The organism is Pseudomonas sp. OE 28.3, assembly GCF_014268205.2.
GTDB classification, from domain to species: domain Bacteria; phylum Pseudomonadota; class Gammaproteobacteria; order Pseudomonadales; family Pseudomonadaceae; genus Aquipseudomonas; species Aquipseudomonas edaphica.
In genome coordinates, this window is record NZ_CP077082.1 from 1,077,007 (window position 1) to 1,093,550 (window position 16,544).

Annotated in this window: 20 protein-coding genes and 1 tRNA gene; 5 read left to right on the forward strand and 16 right to left on the reverse strand. The window is 57.7% G+C overall.

Annotated features, from left to right (window positions below):
- Position 1 precedes the first annotated feature (1 nt).
- From HU759_RS04655 to HU759_RS04730, 16 genes are all read right to left on the reverse strand, one after another.
- On the reverse strand, positions 2-412 hold the full coding sequence (locus HU759_RS04655) for a type III secretion protein (protein WP_186618158.1): 411 nt from the start codon (positions 410-412) through the stop codon (positions 2-4).
- Positions 402-635, reverse strand: coding sequence for a hypothetical protein (locus HU759_RS04660; protein WP_099549219.1), 234 nt, complete (start codon positions 633-635; stop codon positions 402-404). Before HU759_RS04660 ends, HU759_RS04655 begins: the two co-directional genes overlap by 11 nt.
- Positions 636-740: 105 nt before the next feature.
- Positions 741-1,334 carry a type III secretion system stator protein SctL gene (sctL, locus tag HU759_RS04665; RefSeq protein ID WP_017137650.1) on the reverse strand — a complete coding sequence of 198 codons (594 nt, stop codon included), beginning with the start codon at positions 1,332-1,334 and terminating at the stop codon, positions 741-743.
- Positions 1,312-1,899, reverse strand: a complete 588-nt coding sequence (locus tag HU759_RS04670) for a type III secretion protein (protein WP_178131759.1) — start codon at positions 1,897-1,899, stop codon at positions 1,312-1,314. Before HU759_RS04670 ends, sctL begins: the two co-directional genes overlap by 23 nt.
- Positions 1,889-2,668, reverse strand: coding sequence for a type III secretion inner membrane ring lipoprotein SctJ (sctJ, locus tag HU759_RS04675; protein WP_017137647.1), 780 nt, complete (start codon positions 2,666-2,668; stop codon positions 1,889-1,891). Before sctJ ends, HU759_RS04670 begins: the two co-directional genes overlap by 11 nt.
- Positions 2,669-2,675: 7 nt before the next feature.
- The gene (locus HU759_RS04680; protein WP_099549220.1) at positions 2,676-3,041 is read right to left on the reverse strand and encodes a hypothetical protein; all 366 of its coding nucleotides are present in this window, start codon (positions 3,039-3,041) and stop codon (positions 2,676-2,678) included.
- 66 nt (positions 3,042-3,107) lie between these two features.
- The gene (locus HU759_RS04685; RefSeq protein ID WP_143521844.1) at positions 3,108-3,320 is read right to left on the reverse strand and encodes a hypothetical protein; all 213 of its coding nucleotides are present in this window, start codon (positions 3,318-3,320) and stop codon (positions 3,108-3,110) included.
- Between the two features lie 111 nt (positions 3,321-3,431).
- Positions 3,432-4,376, reverse strand: coding sequence for a sigma 54-interacting transcriptional regulator (locus tag HU759_RS04690; RefSeq protein WP_017137644.1), 945 nt, complete (start codon positions 4,374-4,376; stop codon positions 3,432-3,434).
- A 316-nt stretch (positions 4,377-4,692) separates the two neighbouring features.
- Positions 4,693-5,793: a redox-regulated ATPase YchF gene (gene ychF, locus HU759_RS04695; RefSeq protein WP_017137643.1), complete on the reverse strand. Its 1,101-nt coding sequence runs from the start codon at positions 5,791-5,793 to the stop codon at positions 4,693-4,695.
- Positions 5,794-5,814: 21 nt separating this feature from the next.
- Complete coding sequence (gene pth, locus HU759_RS04700; protein ID WP_010213318.1) at positions 5,815-6,399, reverse strand: aminoacyl-tRNA hydrolase; 585 nt, start codon at positions 6,397-6,399, stop codon at positions 5,815-5,817.
- Between the two features lie 168 nt (positions 6,400-6,567).
- Positions 6,568-7,167, reverse strand: coding sequence for a 50S ribosomal protein L25/general stress protein Ctc (locus HU759_RS04705; protein ID WP_017137642.1), 600 nt, complete (start codon positions 7,165-7,167; stop codon positions 6,568-6,570).
- A 139-nt stretch (positions 7,168-7,306) separates the two neighbouring features.
- Complete coding sequence (locus tag HU759_RS04710) at positions 7,307-8,248, reverse strand: ribose-phosphate pyrophosphokinase (protein ID WP_003208392.1); 942 nt, start codon at positions 8,246-8,248, stop codon at positions 7,307-7,309.
- Positions 8,249-8,294: 46 nt separating this feature from the next.
- Positions 8,295-8,369: transfer RNA gene (locus HU759_RS04715), tRNA-Gln, on the reverse strand.
- Positions 8,370-8,406: 37 nt separating this feature from the next.
- Positions 8,407-9,210: a 4-(cytidine 5'-diphospho)-2-C-methyl-D-erythritol kinase gene (gene ispE, locus HU759_RS04720; protein WP_189660901.1), complete on the reverse strand. Its 804-nt coding sequence runs from the start codon at positions 9,208-9,210 to the stop codon at positions 8,407-8,409.
- A gap of 49 nt (positions 9,211-9,259) precedes the next feature.
- Entirely contained in the window at positions 9,260-9,877 is a 618-nt protein-coding gene (gene lolB / locus HU759_RS04725; RefSeq protein WP_017137640.1) for a lipoprotein insertase outer membrane protein LolB, read from the reverse strand.
- A gap of 4 nt (positions 9,878-9,881) precedes the next feature.
- On the reverse strand, positions 9,882-11,606 hold the full coding sequence (locus tag HU759_RS04730; protein ID WP_017137639.1) for a tetratricopeptide repeat protein: 1,725 nt from the start codon (positions 11,604-11,606) through the stop codon (positions 9,882-9,884).
- A gap of 182 nt (positions 11,607-11,788) precedes the next feature.
- On the opposite strand from HU759_RS04730, the gene hemA reads away from it, so the two are divergent.
- Genes hemA through murI form a run of 5 tightly spaced genes read left to right on the forward strand, consistent with a single transcriptional unit; the run spans position 11,789 to position 16,524 of the window.
- A complete protein-coding gene (hemA, locus tag HU759_RS04735) occupies positions 11,789-13,078 on the forward strand; it encodes a glutamyl-tRNA reductase (protein ID WP_186618162.1) in 1,290 nt (429 codons plus the stop codon).
- Positions 13,075-14,157: a peptide chain release factor 1 gene (gene prfA / locus HU759_RS04740; protein ID WP_099549221.1), complete on the forward strand. Its 1,083-nt coding sequence runs from the start codon at positions 13,075-13,077 to the stop codon at positions 14,155-14,157. Before hemA ends, prfA begins: the two co-directional genes overlap by 4 nt.
- Positions 14,158-14,988, forward strand: coding sequence for a peptide chain release factor N(5)-glutamine methyltransferase (prmC, locus tag HU759_RS04745; protein ID WP_170036181.1), 831 nt, complete (start codon positions 14,158-14,160; stop codon positions 14,986-14,988).
- Entirely contained in the window at positions 14,982-15,737 is a 756-nt protein-coding gene (locus tag HU759_RS04750; protein WP_099549223.1) for a molybdopterin-synthase adenylyltransferase MoeB, read from the forward strand. The genes prmC and HU759_RS04750 overlap by 7 nt, the downstream gene beginning before the upstream one ends.
- A complete protein-coding gene (murI, locus tag HU759_RS04755) occupies positions 15,730-16,524 on the forward strand; it encodes a glutamate racemase (protein ID WP_138454102.1) in 795 nt (264 codons plus the stop codon). Before HU759_RS04750 ends, murI begins: the two co-directional genes overlap by 8 nt.
- The last annotated feature ends 20 nt before the right edge of the window (positions 16,525-16,544 follow it).

A 16,544-nucleotide genomic window follows, 5' to 3' on the forward strand; every position in this document is an offset into this window, starting at 1 on the left:
GTTAATAAAACTGCGCACGCAGTGGAGTTGGCCCACATTTTTTGGGCGTTCTGGCCAGCCGCTTGGCCGTGGAACGCCAGGTGTCGCGCTGATTGAGAAGGGATTCGAGTTGGTTAAACAGAATGGCCTGATGGTCTTCCTGCGTGACGCATTGAAGTAGCCAGAGCTGCCCCGTGGAGGGCTCGACTGAAAGCGCTCCCTGAAAGTACGCCAGGCTTGCTCCACCCAGTTGTAGCCAGGTTTCCACTGTTGTTTGTGCGTGCTTTGGCTGATGGGTAAGTTGAGCGCTGAGCAAAAAACACTGCGGGTAACGACGCAGGGTTATGGCGTCGTCGCCCTCCAGCAGCGTGATTTCTTGCTCTGCCCCCGCCAGCCACTGAGTGAGCTGCGCGCTGAAACACTCAGGTCCCATTGAAAATGATTTTTCCCATCTCGGCTCGGTGGCCGAGAACCGCTCCGGCGGCAGTCGTCTGTAGCATCAAGTTTTGTTTCAGCCTGAAGTGTTCACCCAGCAGTGATGAAAACTCTTTCGAGGTTATTTCATCAGGGATGCCCTGACCGAGTTGTTCGAACTGCCGGTTGTTTTTGCTTAAATCCCTGAAGATTTGCCCGCCCTCGCGTGCGTCGAGTTTCATATGCTGATCTCCGTTGAACGTGTATTTTTTATGTGGTTTACCTTTGGGATCCGTTCCACGATTTTTTAAATATCTGGATAAAAAATGCAGCAGGCGGTTGAGAAGTTAATCCTCTGAAACAAAGTCTGTGTGAGACACCAACAGGGCATTGATCGAAGAGGCCCAGTCGATACGAAAGCTGCCTTCCTCTGCCTCCAGGATCAACATCTGTGGCTGAACAGACTCGTCACACAGCAGGCGCCAGGGCGCTTCGGTGTGTTGATCCAGCCAATGTTCCACATCCGCCTGATCCTGCGGGTTGCAGACCAACTTTGCGCGGATCGCCGGGGCCTGGGCTGCGAGCATTTGCTTGAGCATGGCAGACACCCGTTGAGTGGGCGTTGTGTCCTCGAGCAAGCTGCGAATGGCACTGTGGGTGACTGATGTGGCGATGCGTTCGATGTTGTCGAGGACCGCTTGCTGCTGCGTGTGCCACAGATGCAATTGGCGATTGGCGCGTTGCCAGAACTCATGTTGAGCCTGCAGCAGCAATTGGTCGCGTTGCACATAGGTCTGGCGCAGGATCTCATCTGCCTGAACCTGGGCACTGTTTAACAATTCGGTGTCGCGGGCGCAGTCCGCCAACGTTTCCAAGGGAATCAGCGAGCAGGTCCGTGAAGGAAGCGGCTTGCGTAGCTCAATCGTGCGTTTGCACAGCATCGTCCTGGGACTCCTCGGCGAAGGAAAACACCGGCTCGTTGTTTGACGCGCCGGTGCGCCATATTGCGGCCTTCCAAATAGTTTCAAGCTTGTCGTGGGCATCGATCAGTCGAGGGTTCTTCTCTAGGGCGAGCACCCGATGGCGGTCAAAGCTCAACCGCAGCCGCTGCCACACAGAGGGTTCTACCCAGGCGCGTAGATAGTGCAGGGGGTCTTCAGTGTGGGTTTGCAGGGTGTTGGGCAGCAGTGCCTTGGAAAGGCGTACGCACCAGAGTTGCAGGTCTTGGCTCAATGGCGTGCGGTTCTTGATCTGGTAAACACCGCCGACCAGCGTGAGGATGAGGTCTCTGCGTTGTTCAGGTTCAAGTACCAACTGCAACAGTGCTGGAGACGGTTCGACAGGCAGGCATGGATCAATTCCCAACGCCGTTGCCATTGCCGCGTGCTGGCTCTGGCAGAGTGTTCTCGAATAGGGCACTGAAGGGACGAAAGGCGGCCAGTCATGGGGCGAATCGAGCCATGGGCAGGCCCACCACTTGGCCCAACTGAGGCTGTCATGCGTCATTCGTGTTCGGCTCGGCTTGTTGGGCGCCGCGCGCCTTTTTCACCCAGAACCCCGCTGCAGCGCACCCCACTAACAGGGCGATAAAGAACAATGTCACCATGGTCTGCCAAAAAGCGAGGTCCCCGGGCTTAATCAGAAACGGCCCGAAGTAGGCGAGTTGCTGCTTTTCCTTGTAGGCGGTAGCCGGTACGAAGATCACGGTCAGTTTTTGCGGGTTTGCAACGGCTGTTGTCATGCCCGGTATGCTACTGGCGACCATCCGCCGAATGCGCGGCAGCAAGCTGTCGGGTTCCAGCCGTGGATCATGCTTGATGAAGACCGATGCCGAGGCCGGCTGTACTGGCTCTCCCGGTGCGACCCGCTCGGGCAGTACCACGTGTACCCTGGCGACAAGAACCCCATCGATATTGGACAAGGTCGCTTCCAGCTCCTGAGACAAGGCATAGATATAGCGCGCCCGTTCCTCAAGCGGTGTCGAGATGACACCTTCCTTGCGAAATACGTCGCCCAGCGTAGAGCGCGCAGTCTTTGGTAACCCGGCGGCGGCAAGCGTGTGGACCGCGGCAGCAATATCATCTGTGCGCACGCGAACGACCACGCCGTCTTTCTCCAGCTGTTTTTGTGCCCGAATGTGCTTGTCTGCCAATTCAGCGATTACCTCATTGGCTTCCTGCTCGGATAACTTGCGGTGCAGTTCGACGCTTTCACCGCATCCGCTCAGTACCGATAAGAGGGTCAGCCATAAGAGAATAAAGCGGCAGCGGCGCATGGTTCACCTATTGCAGGTTAGTGGTTTTCTCAACAAACGAAGTGCAGTGTTTTATTACCTTGACGCCGATGTTGAGGATTTCTTTTGATTCAATAATGGTCTGTGTGGCGTCCGCCATTTTCAGCTCGTTTTGGGTCTTGGTATATTCACGCAGGAGCTTGGGGATTTTTTCGTTGTTGGATTTCAACCGCTCTGATTGGCTCACCAGCGACCGACTGTTTCCTGGGGCGGAGGGGGCCGACGGATAGGGATTGTTCTGCTCCAGTGCTGCACTGAAGAAATGCGCGTCGTGGGCGCTATCACTGCTTTTTTCGACGGGAAACACAGGGGCACCTGAATAGGTTTCCCGCTCTTTTTCAAGCGTTGTGCGCATATAAACCTCCCTCAGGAAAATAGACAGGCTTTCTCTATTTAATACACTAGAGAAAGCCTGTGTTGCTTATTGTACTTTGTTAATTACCTGGCTCCACTTGCTGGCAATCGAAGCATCTTTATCCAGCTTTGCCATCTCGAGCGTTTCTTTGTTTTTTTCCTCAGTGAGCGTTTTCATTTGATCAAAAAGTTGTTTGCTGGTAATGCTGCCACCGCTGCCGACTGGAGATGTCATGATTTCACCTTTGGGTTGTCTATCGGATAGTTGAGTATTCGTCATGAGGCATTCGATTAATCGTGCTACATCGTTATTTGATAATCGATGCTCGTACACTGAGTGGCGATGCCTCTGGAAACAGTTCCATCGGCCTATTTCTACTTGTTTCAGCGTTTATTGCACTTCCTGAGCGTGCAAACACGCGTTGAGTGAAACACCCAGTTGCTTCATTCGGTAGTAGAGCGTGCGCTTGGCAACCCCCAGTTCCAACGCCACACAATCCACGCTGTAAGTGTGACGATGTAAAGACTCTTCAATGAGCGTTTTCTCAATACGCTGCAGACGGTCTTTCAGGCCCAGTTCCAGCGGTTCTGCATTCGATGCCGATAAAGGCGGCAGCCCAAGGACAAAACGCTTGGCCGTGGAGCGTAGTTCGCGGACATTGCCCGGCCACGTATGACACAACAACTGCTGGAGCAGTTCGGTTGGGGGGTGAGGGGCTGTGCAGTTGAAGTGCTCCGCCTCTTGTTTAATCATCTCCAGAAACAACGGTACGATACGCTCACGTCGGTCACGCAGCGGCTGCAGCTTGATGTTAATAACGTTCAGGCGAAAATACAGGTCCCGCCTGAAGCTGCCTTGCTCGACCATGTCATGCAGTGATTGTTGAGCGGACGCGATGACGCGCATGTCGACGGGGATGAAGCGTGTTGAGCCCAGCCGTTCAACCCCTCGTGATTCAAGCATACGCAATAGCTTGGCCTGCAGCGAAAGCGGCATGCTGTCGATTTCATCCAAATACAACGTACCCAGGTGAGCCGCCTCGATAAACCCTGCGCGTGATTGTACAGCCCCGGTATAAGCACCACTGTTGACACCGAATAATTGGCTTTCGGCGAGGCTCTCCGGAATGGCGGCGCAATTGACCGCAACAAAGTTACCTCGACGGCCGGACAGGCGATGTATTCGTTGTGCCAGGGTATCTTTGCCAGTGCCGGTTTCCCCCAGCAACAAGATGTCAACATTCAGTGTCGCGGTGCTATTGATCGTGTTCTCAATATCCGAGCCTTCAATGAATGGCGTATCGGTTTCGCTTTCTTTTTGATCGGCGGCCGACATCGGGTGGGTGCTCCACTAGCGTGATTGTTTACGATTAAAAGGCTGTAATTTAGACGGTGTTTGGGCAGAGCGTAAAGTATAAGATTTATCATCGAGTATGCAGGTAAGAGTAAGCCAGGCTTGCGTAGGAAAAGTCATTAACTTGTCGCTTAACGTCACTCGAGGTTGTTGGGCTGTTTTTGTTACGACAAATAGGAAACGTCTTAAGGTTTCAAATAGATAAGAGGATAGCTATTGTCGAAATACAAACAACCGCCCACAAAAAAGCCGATGCAGTGCATCGGCTTTTTTGTGGGCGGCAAAACCGCGATGGCGCTTAGACGTTGAAACGGAAGTGCATCACGTCGCCATCCTTGACGATGTACTCTTTGCCTTCCAGGCGCCATTTACCGGCTTCCTTGGTACCGGCTTCACCCTTGTACTGGATGAAGTCGTTGTAGGCGATGACTTCGGCGCGAATAAAGCCTTTTTCGAAGTCGGTGTGGATCACGCCGGCGGCCTGTGGTGCAGTGGCACCGACCTTGACGGTCCAGGCGCGGACTTCTTCAACACCGGCGGTGAAGTAGGTCTGCAGGTTGAGCATTTCGTAGCCGGCGCGGATCACGCGGTTCAGGCCAGGCTCTTCCAGGCCCAGGGCCTCGAGGAACATGTCTTTTTCTTCGCCGTCATCGAGCTCGGCGATTTCCGCTTCGATCTTGTTGCACACCGGCACCACGATAGCGCCTTCTTCGTCGGCGATGGCCTTGACCACATCCAGCAAAGGGTTGTTCTCGAAGCCGTCTTCGGCAACGTTGGCGATGTACATCACAGGCTTGGTGGTCAGCAGGTGGAAGCCTTTGATCACGGCTTTCTCGTCGACACCCATGTTCTTCATCAGGCTGCGTGCCGGCTTGCCTTCGGTGAAGTGTGCGATCAGTTGTTCCAGCAGGCCTTTCTGAACCACTGCGTCCTTGTCACCGCCCTTGGCGTTACGCGCGACTTTCTGCAGTTGCTTTTCGCAGCTGTCGAGGTCGGCGAAGATCAGTTCCAGGTCGATGATCTCGATGTCGCGTTTCGGGTCAACGCTGTTGGAGACGTGAATCACGTTCTCGTCTTCAAAGCAGCGGACCACGTGGGCGATGGCATCGGTTTCACGGATGTTGGCCAAAAACTTGTTGCCCAGGCCCTCACCTTTCGACGCGCCGGCTACCAGGCCCGCGATGTCGACGAACTCCATGGTGGTCGGCAGGATACGCTTGGGATTGACGATCGCCGCCAACGCGTCCAGGCGCGGGTCTGGCATCGGCACGATACCGCTGTTGGGTTCGATGGTGCAGAAGGGGAAGTTCTCCGCCGCAATACCGGACTTGGTCAGGGCGTTGAACAGGGTGGATTTGCCGACGTTGGGCAGGCCGACGATGCCGCAATTGAATCCCATGGTGTTTCCCCTCGGTAAGAGTCAGGCCTTCTGGCTGTGCAGGTTTTTCATCGCGCGGTTCCATTCACCGGCGAAGATATCCGGCAGCACGCCGAGGGCAAAGTCGATGCTGGCATCGAGTTTTTCCTGTTCGGCGCGTGGCGCACGACCCAGGACGAAATTTGAAACCATACTGGCAACGCCTGGGTGGCCAATGCCGAGCCGCAGACGGTAAAAATTATTCTGATTACCCAACTGCGCAATGATGTCGCGCAGGCCATTGTGGCCGCCATGCCCGCCGCCTAACTTGAGTTTGGCAACGCCGGGTGGCAGGTCCAGTTCGTCATGGGCCACCAGGATTTCTTCGGGTTTGATCCGGAAGAAGCCCGCAAGCGCCGCGACAGCCTGGCCGCTGCGGTTCATGTAGGTGGTAGGAATCAGCAGACGAACATCCTGACCCTGGTGCGAGAAGCGCCCGGTCAGGCCAAAATATTTGCGATCGGCCACAAGGTTCACACCTTGTGCGTGGGCGATACGCTCAACAAAAAGGGCCCCCGCGTTATGCCGGGTCTGTTCGTATTCGGCGCCTGGATTTCCCAGGCCAACGATCAGTTTAATGGCAGTCACGACAGGGGCCCTTCCTTTGGAGTTGTGGATAACATCGCCGCAACCTGTGTGCGGCGAAAGCGGTCAACAAAAGATCATTTACTCAAGAGTAAACGCCGCGTTATCGCCCGCTTTCTCGCTACGTTCCGGTCCGCGATGTTTCCTCAAGCTCCGACATTACAGAGTGAATTACTCTGCAGCGCCTTCTTCAGCTTCTGGTGCAACGCGTGGAGCGTGAACGTTTGCAACAGCTTTGTCATCACCGTGAGCCAGTGCAACAAACTCAACGCCTTTAGGGGCTTTGAGGTCGGACAGGTGAACGATGTCGCCGATTTCCAGAGCCGACAGGTCGACTTCGATGAACTCAGGCAGGTCTTTCGGCAGGCAGGTCACTTCGATCTCGGCAACAACGTGCGAAACTTCGCCGCCTTTCTTGACCGGAGCTTCTTCACCAACAAAGTGCACAGGCACGATAGCGGTCAGTTTCTGACCGGCTACTACGCGTACGAAGTCAGCGTGCAGCACGTGGCCTTTGGCTGGGTGACGTTGCAGGGCCTTGATGATGACGTTCTGCTTCTTGCCACCAACATTCAGCTCGATGATGTGGCTGTAGGCCGCATCGTTTTCGAGCAGTTTGGCGATTTCTTTGGCCAGCATGCTGATGGATTCAGGGGCTTTGTCGCCACCGTAAACTACAGCTGGAACCAGGCTTGCGAGACGACGCAGGCGGCGGCTCGCACCTTTCCCCAGGTCGGAACGCGCTTCAGCATTCAGAGTAAAATCGTTCATGTTGTATCTCCAAAATAACCACATTCGCCCCAGCGTTTGCGACCAGCGCTAAAGGCGATATGGGCAAAAAAGCCCCGCCCCAACAGAATGCTGGGGCGGGGCGCTTTTCGTCAGTGGGATGTTTCGTAAGGTTTGACCCTTATCGGAACATCGCGCTGATCGATTCTTCGTTGCTGATGCGGCGAACCGCTTCGGCAACTACCGGTGCGATATCCAGTTGACGGATACGCGAACAGGCTTGAGCTGCTGCGGACAACGGGATGGTGTTAGTCACCACCAGTTCGTCCAGCATGGAGTTCTCGATGTTCTCGATCGCTCGGCCCGACAGCACAGGGTGTGTGCAGTAGGCGAAGACTTTTGCTGCACCGTGCTCTTTCAAGGCTTTCGCCGCGTGGCACAGGGTGCCGGCGGTGTCTACCATGTCATCAACCAGAATACAGGTACGCCCTTCGACATCACCGATGATATGCATCACTTCAGAGTGATTGGCTTTCTCACGGCGTTTGTCGATGATCCCGAGGTCCACGCCCAGGGATTTGGCAACAGCCCGTGCACGCACGACGCCACCAATGTCCGGGGACACGATCATCAGGTTTTCAAAGCGCTGGTCTTCAATGTCATCCACCAATACTGGGGAGCCGTAGATGTTATCTACCGGAATATCGAAGAACCCCTGGATTTGGTCAGCGTGCAGGTCAACCGTGAGAACACGGTCGATGCCTACCACGGTCAGCATGTCAGCAACGACTTTCGCGCTGATAGCCACACGTGCGGAACGCGGACGGCGATCCTGACGGGCATAACCAAAGTAAGGGATTACAGCTGTGATTCGAGTCGCTGAGGAGCGGCGGAAGGCATCAGCCATCACGACGAGTTCCATCAGGTTATCGTTGGTCGGAGCGCAAGTCGGCTGAATAATGAAAACATCTTTACCGCGGACGTTTTCATTGATCTCGGCTGTAATTTCGCCGTCGGAGAATTTACCGACAGAGATGTCACCGAGAGGGATATGCAGCTGACGTACGACACGTCGAGCCAGATCGGGGTTGGCGTTCCCCGTAAAGACCATCATCTTGGACACGCGCAGTACCTAGAGGCTGAGGGTAACCTGGATGAGTATTAGAAAATGGCAGGGGCGGCTGGATTCGAACCAACGCATGGCAGGATCAAAACCTGCTGCCTTACCGCTTGGCGACGCCCCTGTATCTGTTGCAACGAGTACCCAGTACTCGGTTCCTTTTAGAGCAGACTTTGCAGCTTGCGATGCAACATCGAAACGTTGCTTCCCTTTGCTACAAACCCTGTAAGGGTCTCTGTAAGAAGGGCCGAGACTTTATCAGCTTCAGCTTTGCTTGGGAAGCCCCCAAACACACAACTTCCAGTTCCGGTTAATTTTGCTTCGGTAAATTTACCTAACAAATTCAAAGCGTTACGTACCTCTGGATAACGCCTTGCTACAACCGGTAAGCAGTCATTTCGACTGTTTCCCTTGGGAACGGGGCGCACTTTAATGGGAGGAGAGTTACGTGTCAACAGTGGATCTGAAAAAATTTCTGCTGTACTTACAGATACTTGCGGAACAAGCACGACATACCAAGGCTCTTCGGGGTATTCCGGGGTGAGTTTCTCCCCGACGCCTTCGGCAAAAGCCGCGTGCCCACGCACGAAAACCGGCACGTCGGCGCCCAGTGTCAGGCCCAGCGTGGCCAGGCGATCGTGGTCCCAGCCCAGTTGCCACAAGTGATTCAAACCGAGCAGCGTGGTCGCGGCATTTGAGCTGCCGCCACCGATGCCGCCGCCCATGGGCAAAATTTTATCGATCCAGATGTCGATGCCGAGTGAGCAACCGGATTGCGCCTGAAGTTTTTTCGCGGCCCTGACGATCAGATTGCTGTCGTGGGGCACGCCTTCGAATTCGGTGTGCAGCTGGATCACGCCATCGTCGCGCACGGCGAAGGTGATTTCATCGCCGTAATCGAGAAACTGAAACAGCGTCTGCAACTCGTGGTAGCCGTCTTCACGGCGACCCAGAATGTGCAGCATCAAATTGAGTTTGGCCGGGGAGGGCAGTGTCAAGGTGGTGGCGGTCACGTTATTGCCCCAGCTTGCGCGGTTGCCATTCCTTGATCACCAGCGTGACGTCAAGGTCGGTACCATGCAGTTTGATGCGCTCGGGCAGCCAGTAGGCGCCCTGTTGCACATAGCTGAGGTATTCAACCTGCCAGCCATCCTGCTCAAGCGTGGCCAGGCGGCTGTCGCCGTTGAGGCTCAGCCTGCTTTTGCTGTCCGGCGCAGGCAGGCCGCGTACCCACCACACAAGGTGCGAAACGGGGAGCTTCCAGCCAATCTGTTGTTCCAGCAGTTCTTCCGGCGTGGCTGCCTCATAGCGGCCTTGATTGGCCACTTCCAGGCTCACTTGCCCTGGCCGGCCGGTCAGGCGCGCAGCACCGCGGCCAAGTGGCCCGGACAAACGGATATCGTAATAGTCCTGGCGCTGCAGCCAGAACAACGTGCCGCTGCCGGAATCTTTCGGCGCGCGAACCCCGACCTTGCCGTCGATCTGCCAGCCGTCGATGCTGCTGAGCTGCTCTTTGTGCTGTTTCCATTGCGCCGGGTTGCCCTGGCCTTCAACGGATTCACGACTGCCGATGCCCGCGCAACCGGCGAGCAGGGCGATGAAACTGAAAACAATAACGTGGCGCAAAAACATAAGCTTAAAGGGTCTCGGATCCGGTCAGGCGCTTGATGGTGCCGCGCAGGATGGGGCTTTCGGGTTGTTCCTTGAGGAATTTTTCCCAGATTTGTCGCGCTTCGCGCTGTTTGCCATTGGCCCACAGCACTTCACCCAGGTGGGCTGCCACCTCTTGGTCAGGGAAACGTTCGAGTGCCTGGCGCAGCAGGCGTTCGGCTTCGTCCAGATTGCCCAGGCGGTAATTCACCCAACCCAGGCTGTCGAGCACGGCCGGGTCTTCCGGGTTGAGCTTGTGGGCTTGTTCGATCAGCACCTTGGCTTCGGCGTAACGCGTGGTGCGGTCCGACAGGGTGTAGCCCAGGGCATTGAGCGCCATGGCATTGTCCGGGTCGCGCTTGATGATCAGGCGCAGGTCTTTTTCCATCTGCGCCAGGTCATTGCGTTTTTCCGCCTGCATGGCGCGGGTGTACAGCAGGTTCAAGTCGTCGGGGTATTGCAGCAAGGCTTGTTGCAGCAATTTCCAGGCGCGTTCGCCCTGCTTGTTGGCCGACAGTGTTTCGGCCTGGATCAGGTACAGCTGGATCGCATAGTCCGGTTCGGCATCACGTGCCGCCGCCAGGCGTTTTTCCGCTTCGTCGGTGCGGCCGTTGCTCATCAGGATATCGGCCTGACGCAGCTGGGCCGGCAGGTAATCGTTGCCGGGGCCGACCTGGGCGTACTCAAGCAGCGCAGCCTGCGGGTCGTTGCGTTCTTCCGCGATGCGGCCGAGGTTCAGGTGCGCCGAATCCACATGGCTTTCGCGCTCGATCAGCTCCTCCAGATAACCCTTGGCCTCGTCCCAGGCCTTGGCTTCCAGGCAGACCAGTGCCAGGGAGTAACGCAGCTCGTCGTCGTCGGGGTATTGCTGGACCAGGTTGGCGAACTGCACTTTGGCGTCTTCCATGCGGTCTTGCTCCACCAGCATTCGCGCATAGGTCAGCAGCAAGCGCTTGTCGCCCGGGTATTTCTTGATGCTTTTTTCCAGCAGTGGAATCGCTTCCTTGCCGCGATTAAGGTTCTGCAGCAAGCGTGCGCGCAGCAGAATCGGGGCAATCTCGCCGTCTTCCGGCGGGTTCTGCTCCAGCAGCTTGAGGGCTGCATCGGCTTCATCATCCTGCTGCAGCAGCAAGGCTTTGCCGAAAATCAGTTGGCTGTTCTTCGGATGCTTTTGCAGCAGGCGGTCAAAACTCTTCATCAAGCCATTGCGCGTGTCCTGGTCAGTGTCGGCAGCCGACAGCGCGAGGAAGTCGAAATGCGTGTCGCCCTTGCCCTGCAGGACTTTCTCCATATACACCATGGAGTCGTCATAGCGCCCGGCGCGTGCCAGTTGCACGGCCGCCGCACGTTGCGCTTCCAGGTCTTGCGGAGCGTTTTTCGCCCAGATCAGCGAAGTATCCAGCGCGGCCTGGTCAGCGCCCAGGTATTCGGCGATGCGAAACGCACGCTCCGAAATGCCCGGGTCCTGGGTGTTGATGGCCTGGGTCACATAGTTATCCAGGGCAATATCAAAACGATTGCGCTGGCCGGCGAGTTCCGCGGTCAGCAGGCTGTAGATCGTTTCTTCATTGAACGAGGAGTAAACCTTGGGCTTTTCAGGGGCTGGGGCGCTGTCTTCGACCGGCGGCGTACCGTCCGGCGACACGGGTGCCAAGGCCTGGCAGCCGCTGAGGAAGACAAAAGCAAGGAGCAACGCGGAAGATCTATTCATATAGGAAGAGGACGACTAACCTGCGGTCGGATCATCATGACACAAGCCTTCGGCCAAACATAACCGAGTCTCAGTGGGCGCCTTTATAGGCACAAGCTACTAGGACAATAGACGACGGTGGTTGTTCTGGATCTATCGAAGTAGGACAATTGTCGGCTTCCCGACATCATCAGCGATATTGAATGGCCTTCCTCGCACTCGGTATTAACCACAAGACTGCAACCGTAGACGTGCGCGAGCGCGTGGCGTTTACGCCAGTGCAGTTGGTTGAGGCCTTGCAGCAGCTCTGCCGGCTCACCGACAGCCGCGAAGCTGCGATCCTTTCGACCTGCAATCGCAGCGAGCTTTATATAGAGCAGGAACATCTCTCAGCGGATGTGGTGCTGCGCTGGCTGGCCGATTATCACCATTTGGATCTCGAGGACCTGCGCGCCAGTGCATATGTGCACGAAGAGGATGCGGCAGTTCGTCACATGATGCGCGTCGCCGCAGGGCTCGACTCGCTGGTGTTGGGCGAGCCGCAGATCCTCGGCCAGATGAAATCCGCCTACGCCGTGGCCCGCGAGGCTGGCACCGTCGGCCCGTTGCTTGGCCGTTTGTTCCAGGCTACGTTCAATTCGGCCAAGCAGGTGCGCACCGACACCGCCATCGGTGAAAACCCGGTGTCCGTCGCGTTCGCCGCCGTGAGCCTGGCCAAACAGATTTTCAGTGACTTGCAGCGCAGCCAGGCGCTGTTGATCGGCGCCGGTGAAACCATCACCTTGGTCGCTCGCCACCTGCATGACCTGGGCGTCAAGCGTATCGTGGTCGCCAACCGCACCCTGGAGCGCGCGAGCATCCTGGCCGAGCAGTTTGGCGCCCACGCGGTGTTGCTCTCGGACATCCCGGCCGAGCTGGTGCGCAGCGATATCGTCATCAGCTCCACCGCCAGCCAGTTGCCGATCCTGGGCAAAGGCGCGGTCGAGAGCGCGCTGAAGCTGCGCAAGCACAAACCGATCTTCATGGTGGATATCGCTGTTCCCCGTGATATCGAGCCTGAAGTCGGCGAGTTGGACGACGTTTACCTCTATAGCGTCGATGATCTGCACGAAGTGGTCGCCGAAAACCTCAAGAGTCGCCAGGGCGCAGCCCAGGCTGCCGAGGAAATGGTCAGCACCGGCGCCGAAGACTTTATGGTGCGCCTGCGTGAGCTGGCGGCGGTCGACGTGCTTAAGGCGTATCGTCAGCAGGGTGAACGCCTGCGCGATGAAGAATTGATCAAGGCCCAGCGCTTGCTGGCCAACGGCAGCAGCGCCGAAGAAGTGCTGATGCAATTGGCACGTGGCCTGACCAACAAATTGCTCCACGCCCCCAGCGTTCAGTTGAAAAAGCTTACCGCCGAAGGCCGCCTCGATGCGCTGGCCATGGCCCAGGAACTCTTTGCCCTCGGTGAGGGCGCGTCAGATAGCTCTTCGGATAAAAAACCGCAATGAAAGCGTCACTGCTCAATAAACTGGACGTGCTCCAGGACCGTTTCGAAGAACTGACCGCCTTGCTCGGCGATGGCGAGGTCATCTCCGATCAGACCAAGTTCCGCGCCTATTCCAAGGAATACGCCGAAGTTGAGCCGATTGTGGCCACCTATAAAAGCCTGATGAAAGTGCAGGCCGACCTCGAAGGCGCCCAGGCGCTGCTCAAGGACAGCGACCCGGACATGCGTGAAATGGCCGTGGAAGAAGTCCGCGAAGCCAAAGAGAAGCTGGCCGAGTTGGAAGGCGACCTGCAACGCATGCTGCTGCCCAAAGACCCGAACGACGGGCGCAACGTGTTCCTCGAAATCCGCGCCGGCACCGGTGGCGACGAGGCGGCAATCTTCTCCGGCGACCTGTTCCGCATGTACTCGCGCTACGCCGAGCGACGTGGCTGGCGGGTCGAGATTTTGTCCGAGAATGAAGGTGAGCACGGCGGCTATAAAGAAGTCATCGCCCGGGTCGAAGGTGACAACGTCTACGGCAAGCTTAAATTCGAGTCCGGCGCGCACCGCGTGCAGCGGGTTCCGGCGACTGAATCCCAGGGCCGTATCCACACCTCGGCGTGCACCGTGGCCGTGTTGCCCGAGCCGGACGAGCAGGAAGCCATTGAGATCAACCCGGCGGACTTGCGTGTCGACACCTACCGTTCGTCGGGCGCCGGTGGTCAGCACGTGAACAAGACCGACTCGGCGATCCGGATCACCCACTTGCCGTCGGGCATCGTGGTCGAATGCCAGGAAGAGCGTTCCCAGCACAAAAACCGTGCGCGGGCCATGTCCTGGCTGTCGGCCAAGCTCAACGACCAACAGACCAGCGCCGCCGCCAACGCGATTGCCAGCGAGCGCAAGCTGCTGGTGGGCTCGGGCGACCGCTCCGAACGCATCCGCACCTACAACTTCGCCCAAGGCCGGGTCACCGACCACCGGGTCAACCTCACGCTTTACTCCCTCGACGAAATTCTCGCCGGCGGCGTTGATGCGGTGATCGAGCCTTTGCTGGCCGAATACCAGGCCGATCAATTGGCGGCGATAGGTGAATAAATGACCATTATTGCCAGCCTCCTGCGCGCCGCTGACCTGCCTGACTCGCCCACCGCGCGTCTGGATGTGGAACTGTTACTGGCCGCTGCCTTGGGCAAATCGCGCAGCTACTTGCACACCTGGCCGGAAAAAATCGTCAGCAGCGAAGATGCGCTGACCTTTACCGATTACCTGCAGCGTCGCCGCACGGGTGAGCCGGTGGCCTACATCCTCGGTCAGCAGGGTTTCTGGAAGCTCGACCTGGAGGTCGCGCCGCACACGCTGATCCCGCGCCCGGAAACCGAGCTGCTGGTGGAAGCCGCCCTTGAATTGTTGCCGGCCACGCCTGCCAAGGTCCTCGACCTGGGCACCGGCAGCGGCGCGATCGCCCTGGCCCTGGCCAGCGAACGCCCGGCCTGGCAGGTCACCGCCGTTGACCGTGTGCTCGAAGCCGTGGCCCTGGCCGAACGCAACCGCCAGCGCCTGCACCTGAAGAACGCCACGGTGTTGAACAGCCATTGGTTCAGCGCGCTGCAAGGCCAGCGCTTCGATTTGATCATCAGCAACCCCCCTTACATTGCCGATAATGATCCGCACCTGGTGGCAGGCGATGTGCGCTTTGAACCGGCCAGCGCCTTGGTGGCGGGCCATGATGGGCTGGACGATCTGCGGTTGATCATCGCCCAGGCCCCAGCCCACTTGAATACCGGTGGCTGGCTGCTGCTCGAACACGGTTACGACCAAGCTGCGGCGGTACGTGATTTGTTGTCGGGTGAGGGCTTTGAAGAGGTCCACAGCCGCATCGACCTCGGCGGCCACGAACGCATCACGTTGGGGCGCCGCCCGTGCTGACCGACCAGGAGCTGTTGCGCTATAGCCGACAGATTCTGTTGCAACATGTCGACATCGAAGGCCAGCTGCGTCTTAAAAACGGCCATGCGCTGATTGTCGGCCTCGGCGGCTTGGGTGCGCCAGTCGCGTTGTACCTGGCCGCTGCCGGCGTGGGCGAGTTGCACCTGGCAGACTTCGACACTGTCGACCTGACCAACCTGCAACGCCAGATCATCCACGACACCGACAGCGTCGGGCAGGCCAAGGTCGATTCGGCCATGCGTCGCCTGGCCGGCATCAACCCCGAAATTACGTTGGTCGCCCATCGCACTGCGCTGGATGCCGATTCACTCGCCGCCGCAGTGGCCGCGGTAGACGTGGTGCTCGATTGCAGCGACAACTTCGCCACCCGTGAAGCCGTCAACGCCGCTTGTGTTGCGGCTGGAAAACCATTGGTCAGCGGTGCGGCCATTCGCCTGGAAGGGCAATTGTCAGTGTTCGACCCGCGCCGCGACGAAAGCCCGTGCTACCACTGTTTATATGGGCACGGCAGCGACACCGAGCTGACCTGCAGCGAAGCCGGTGTGGTCGGTCCGTTGGTCGGGCTGGTCGGTAGCCTGCAAGCACTGGAAGCGCTGAAGTTGCTGGCAGGTTTTGGTGAACCCTTGGTGGGGCGCTTGCTACTGATCGACGCCTTGACCACGCGTTTTCGCGAACTGCGCGTCAAGCGCGACCCCGGCTGCAGCGTTTGCGGGACGGCCCATGGTTAAGGACGCGCCCATCGGTGTGTTCGATTCCGGCGTCGGCGGCCTGTCGGTGCTGGATGAAATCCAGCAGTTGTTGCCCCATGAGTCACTGCTGTACGTGGCTGATGGCGGGCATATCCCCTACGGTGAAAAATCCCCGGCGTTCATTCTTGAGCGTAGCCGTTTGGTCGCCGAGTTTTTTCGTGAACAAGGCGCCAAAGCCTTTGTGATTGCCTGCAACACCGCAACCGTCGCCGCCGTGGCTGATTTGCGCCAGGACTATCCCGACTGGCCTTTGGTGGGTATGGAGCCGGCGGTCAAGCCAGCCGCCGCTGCCACCCGCAGTGGCGTGGTCGGCGTGCTCGCCACCACCGGCACATTGCAAAGTGCCAAGTTCGCAGCATTACTCGACCGCTTTGCCACCGACGTGCGGGTGATTACCCAGCCGTGCCCGGGCCTGGTGGAGTTGATCGAAACCGGTGACCTCAATAGCACCGGGCTGCGCCAGCTGTTGCAGGGCTATGTCGACCCGCTGCTGAGCGCCGGTTGTGACACCATCATCCTCGGCTGTACCCATTACCCCTTCCTCAAGCCGCTTCTGGCACAGATGCTTCCCCCTAGCATCATCCTGATCGACACCGGCGCTGCCGTGGCGCGTCAGCTCAAGCGTCTGTTGGGCGAACGTAACCTGCTGTCGCCCGGCAAGCCTGAGCCAGCGCAGTTCTGGACCAGCGGCGACGTCGATCACCTAAGAAATATCCTACCGACACTCTGGAAATCTCCCGGTGTTGTGCGTAATTTTGGCTTGTGAAAAATTCGTGAAACATCGCG

Bases quoted from the DNA above. Each gene is read 5' to 3' on its own strand.
- HU759_RS04655 (WP_186618158.1), bottom strand. From the start codon at position 412: ATGGGACCTGAGTGTTTCAGCGCGCAGCTCACTCAGTGGCTGGCGGGG.
- HU759_RS04660 (WP_099549219.1), bottom strand. From the start codon at position 635: ATGAAACTCGACGCACGCGAGGGCGGGCAAATCTTCAGGGATTTAAGC.
- sctL (WP_017137650.1), bottom strand. From the start codon at position 1,334: ATGCTGTGCAAACGCACGATTGAGCTACGCAAGCCGCTTCCTTCACGG.
- HU759_RS04670 (WP_178131759.1), bottom strand. From the start codon at position 1,899: ATGACGCATGACAGCCTCAGTTGGGCCAAGTGGTGGGCCTGCCCATGG.
- sctJ (WP_017137647.1), bottom strand. From the start codon at position 2,668: ATGCGCCGCTGCCGCTTTATTCTCTTATGGCTGACCCTCTTATCGGTA.
- HU759_RS04680 (WP_099549220.1), bottom strand. From the start codon at position 3,041: ATGCGCACAACGCTTGAAAAAGAGCGGGAAACCTATTCAGGTGCCCCT.
- HU759_RS04685 (WP_143521844.1), bottom strand. From the start codon at position 3,320: ATGACGAATACTCAACTATCCGATAGACAACCCAAAGGTGAAATCATG.
- HU759_RS04690 (WP_017137644.1), bottom strand. From the start codon at position 4,376: ATGTCGGCCGCCGATCAAAAAGAAAGCGAAACCGATACGCCATTCATT.
- ychF (WP_017137643.1), bottom strand. From the start codon at position 5,793: ATGGGATTCAATTGCGGCATCGTCGGCCTGCCCAACGTCGGCAAATCC.
- HU759_RS04705 (WP_017137642.1), bottom strand. From the start codon at position 7,167: ATGAACGATTTTACTCTGAATGCTGAAGCGCGTTCCGACCTGGGGAAA.
- ispE (WP_189660901.1), bottom strand. From the start codon at position 9,210: ATGCTGCACATTCTGGGTCGCCGTGAAGACGGCTACCACGAGTTGCAG.
- lolB (WP_017137640.1), bottom strand. From the start codon at position 9,877: ATGTTTTTGCGCCACGTTATTGTTTTCAGTTTCATCGCCCTGCTCGCC.
- HU759_RS04730 (WP_017137639.1), bottom strand. From the start codon at position 11,606: ATGAATAGATCTTCCGCGTTGCTCCTTGCTTTTGTCTTCCTCAGCGGC.
- hemA (WP_186618162.1), top strand. From the start codon at position 11,789: ATGGCCTTCCTCGCACTCGGTATTAACCACAAGACTGCAACCGTAGAC.
- prfA (WP_099549221.1), top strand. From the start codon at position 13,075: ATGAAAGCGTCACTGCTCAATAAACTGGACGTGCTCCAGGACCGTTTC.
- prmC (WP_170036181.1), top strand. From the start codon at position 14,158: ATGACCATTATTGCCAGCCTCCTGCGCGCCGCTGACCTGCCTGACTCG.
- murI (WP_138454102.1), top strand. From the start codon at position 15,730: ATGGTTAAGGACGCGCCCATCGGTGTGTTCGATTCCGGCGTCGGCGGC.